Source organism: Ulvibacter litoralis (genome assembly GCF_900102055.1).
GTDB lineage: Bacteria > Bacteroidota > Bacteroidia > Flavobacteriales > Flavobacteriaceae > Ulvibacter > Ulvibacter litoralis.
Genome location: NZ_FNBA01000029.1, coordinates 1 through 3,480, shown reverse-complemented (window position 1 = coordinate 3,480; position 3,480 = coordinate 1). Strand labels below are relative to the sequence as shown.

Sequence of the window (3,480 nt, the reverse complement as noted above, 5' to 3'; positions counted from 1 at the left end):
TCTTTTGCTTGTCCAAAACAAACGAACCAAAGAAAAAGACACCCTCGCTGGGAAATGGTGACTGGTGATTAGTGACTTGTGATTGGTGCTTCATAATTAGTGATTAGGAAATGATGCTGTTTTTAGGGTTTCATTTTACTTCTTCTTTTCTTTTTTGCATTGCCCAAAAAAGAAACAAAAAACGCTAGGCTTAAGAAATCATTTCTAAATTCTACGGCAGCTTCACTACACTTTCCAAACTCGCTCGGTTCTTCGCTCAAACAGTGGAAAGCGCTTTACGTTTCACTTTCTTGAATTTTACGAAATGGTTTCTGATGCCGGAATGCTGACGTTGTATTCTGAGTTCTTTTCTGTTTCATAAGTGGTTTTTTTTTGATGATTTGTGATTTGTTACTTGTGATTAGTGATTAGGAAATGATGCTATTTTTTGGGGTTTTAAGAGTGTTTGTTCATTTCTTTTGCTTGTCCAAAACAAACGAACCAAAGAAAAAGACACCCACGCTGAGGAATTTTGAAATCCGTAACCGGCTTTCAAACCCCCATCCAAAAAAACGCGTCCTCCTGCGTCGTCCTGCTTCGATTTTTTCGATGGGTATTCTACGCTTTGGGAAAAAGGGTTGTATTGGGGTTTTGGATTTCATTTTAATGTTTTGATTTGTGGTTTGTGACTTGCTATTTGTTACTTGTTACTTGTGATTAGTGATTAGGAAATGATGCTGTTTTTAGGGTTTCATTTTACTTCTTCTTTTCTTTTTTGCATTGCCCAAAAAAGAAACAAAAAACGCTAGGCTTAAGAAATCATTTCTAAATTCTACGGCAGCTTCACTACACTTTCCAAACTCGCTCGGTTCCTCGCTCAAACAGTGGAAAGCGCTTTACGTTTCGCTTTCTTGAATTTTACGAAATGGTTTCTGATGCCGGAATGCTGACGTTGTATTCTGAGTTCTTTTCTGTTTCATAAGTGGTTTTTTTTTGATGATTTGTGATTTGTTACTTGTGATTAGTGATTGTTGATTTGGTAATGATGCTATTTTTGGGGTTTTAAGAGTGTTTGTTCATTTCTTTTGCTTGTCCAAAAGAAACGAACCAAAGAAAAAGACCCCCACGCTGGGGAATTTTGATATCCGTGCCGGCTTTCAAACCCCCATCCAAAAAAACGCGTCCTCCTGCGTCGTCCTGCTTCGATTTTTTCGATGGGTATTCTACGCTTTGGGAATAGGGTTGTATTGGTGTTTTGGGTTTCATATTTTTATTTTTTTTTACCAGAACTTGACGCCACGGAGGGGGCTATCGGTTTTGGTTATTGTGCCCTTTATACTTTTTGATGGGCTGTTTTGAGAAAAAACTGGGGAGTGATGTGCCCAAAAGAGGGCAAAAGTTATTGGTAAGACATAGTAATGCCTGTACTTATTTTTCATAATTTTGCTATGGTTAGGTGTTATGTATTGTTTCACTACTGACCTTCTCCTCGAGTTGTCGAAAACATTGGAGAGGGTCTTTTTTTTTTACCCATTTTTAGGGTTCTCATTATCTCATAGGCTTGATTTTTCATTACACTGATTGCATGCGAAATACTACAGCAAGTAGAACCGATTGGCTTTGATTGAAGTTGAGGATGGGGAGGATTGACCGAAGCCCATACAAAAAGGCGCGGAACTCAACTTACTGAACAGAGGTACTGGTATACCGTGCAACAATAAGAGAGCCCACGCCCGGGTCGTGAGCAAGCTGCTTATTATCTCGTTGCTAAAAATTACCAGTTTTCTGTTCGAGACTCAAAGCGAATGCTTCTAATGTTTTGCTTTAGAAGAATCGCAAATTTAAATATTAATGCTAATATATAAAAAATATCTATTTAACAACAAATTTAAATTTAAATATATTTTTTGTTGTTACACATATTGTTCTTTTTAACCTATGACTGATACTACTATTGAAAAGCTATTAGCTACTATAGGTAAAAGAATACAAAAACACCGTTTAGAAATAGGACTACAACCCGAAGATATAGCAGAGATGACAGGCTTAACTGCACCTACTATAAGAAATATAGAGAATGGTAAGGAAACGTATTTTTCTAATTTTATCGCAGTATGTCTAGCTATTAATATACACCCTAAAGAAGTGCTAGATATATCAATTTCTATTAAACCTCTATTTGAACTTTCACTCCCAAGAAAAGAAAAAACTAGACTTACCCCAAGAATAGATAGTTTTTTAGAAACTGATTTTTTTAATATTGAACGGACTGCTAACGATGTTGTAGAAGAATTGGCTGCTATTTATAAAATTCAAACAAAAACGTCTGTTGTATCGGTTATCTTAAAGAGAAAAGTTGAGGAATCAGCCTTAAAAATAAGAAAGAAAGGGCGTTTGAATTTTTATAAAAAAAAATGAGACTGTTTCAATAAAAAACTAAAACCTTTTTTTTTACATTTAATGTTTTTTGCTGTAGCACAGAAAAATTCTCTCCCCAATTAATTTTAGGAAATTACGGATTTCCGTAATAATAAATGATAAATAAGCCTTAGTTTTATAACTGATAAGATCACTTAAATGTACTATTATCAAGCGAGTTTTGCCGGATATGATTACCTTTATGATTGATATAACACGTTAGCTACAATTTGAAAAAAACATTCGCAATCATATTAATATTCATTTTATTTTCTTGTAAAGAAAAGGACAATTGCTATCCTGAATTTAAAGAAAGTCTTGCCTATTTAAAAGAGTTTAGTAATCCAAATGATAAAAAATCTCGTTTAACAGATGAAATATTTCGTAACATCGAGGTTGTAGAATCAACCTCTGGCATTTTAAATCAAGACGATGGAGGGAATTTAATTCGACATATAGTTGTCACGCAAAAAGATATTGAAAAATGGGAAAAATGGATTTCGGAACAGTGTCCTAAAAACAATCAAATTGAATAAAATTTTAATCTTGGATATAGATGGTGTTTTAATAACAAATCCGTCTTGGAAAGCCGACCGAATTCATTCTGATGGATATTCTGAATTCAATGAATCTTGTGTTGAAAACTTAAACAGACTTCTCACTCTTGCGGAATTTGATATTTGGTTAAGTTCAACACGACGAACTGTGAAAACCTTGACTGAATTTAATCTGATTTTTAAAAATCGTGGAATAAAAAAACAAATCTTTGGGTTTTTACCTGAATATACTAATTGTAGAAACCGAAAAGAAGAAGTCCTGAAATTCATAACGGAATTTAAAGTGTCTGACTTCCTGATTATCGATGATGACAAATCATTAAACGGATTAGAAAGCGGAATAAAAGAAAGGCTGATTTTAACCGAATTAACAAAAGGATTTAATTCAGAGAAATTGAAAGAAGCGACCGAAAGAATAAAAAACTGTAGCTAACAAAGAACTGAGCTAAAAAACAACTAATTCTAGTTTAATTTTGAAACATAATTTTTATCATACGGTATTCTTGATTTTGAGATGCCATAGGCT

General features: G+C 34.0%; 4 protein-coding genes. 3 read left to right on the top strand and 1 reads right to left on the bottom strand.

All coding sequences use genetic code 11. The features are described 5' to 3' along the window. Nucleotides 1–1,041: 1,041 nt before the first annotated feature. Nucleotides 1,042–1,245, bottom strand: coding sequence for a hypothetical protein (locus tag BLQ00_RS17145; RefSeq protein ID WP_093145544.1), 204 nt, complete (start codon nucleotides 1,243–1,245; stop codon nucleotides 1,042–1,044). A gap of 672 nt (nucleotides 1,246–1,917) precedes the next feature. On the opposite strand from BLQ00_RS17145, the gene BLQ00_RS17140 reads away from it, so the two are divergent. The 3 genes from BLQ00_RS17140 (at nucleotide 1,918) to BLQ00_RS17130 (ending at nucleotide 3,387) form a co-directional block, all read left to right on the top strand. Next, entirely contained in the window at nucleotides 1,918–2,397 is a 480-nt protein-coding gene (locus tag BLQ00_RS17140) for a helix-turn-helix domain-containing protein (RefSeq protein ID WP_093145543.1), read from the top strand. 230 nt (nucleotides 2,398–2,627) lie between these two features. Then, nucleotides 2,628–2,933, top strand: coding sequence for a hypothetical protein (locus tag BLQ00_RS17135; protein ID WP_093145542.1), 306 nt, complete (start codon nucleotides 2,628–2,630; stop codon nucleotides 2,931–2,933). After that, the gene (locus BLQ00_RS17130) at nucleotides 2,926–3,387 is read left to right on the top strand and encodes an HAD domain-containing protein (RefSeq protein ID WP_093145541.1); all 462 of its coding nucleotides are present in this window, start codon (nucleotides 2,926–2,928) and stop codon (nucleotides 3,385–3,387) included. Before BLQ00_RS17135 ends, BLQ00_RS17130 begins: the two co-directional genes overlap by 8 nt. Nucleotides 3,388–3,480: the final 93 nt, after the last annotated feature.

Excerpts from the sequence above, each read along its gene's own strand:
- BLQ00_RS17140 (WP_093145543.1), top strand. The coding sequence starts at position 1,918 with ATGACTGATACTACTATTGAAAAGCTATTAGCTACTATAGGTAAAAGA.
- BLQ00_RS17145 (WP_093145544.1), bottom strand. The coding sequence starts at position 1,245 with ATGAAACCCAAAACACCAATACAACCCTATTCCCAAAGCGTAGAATAC.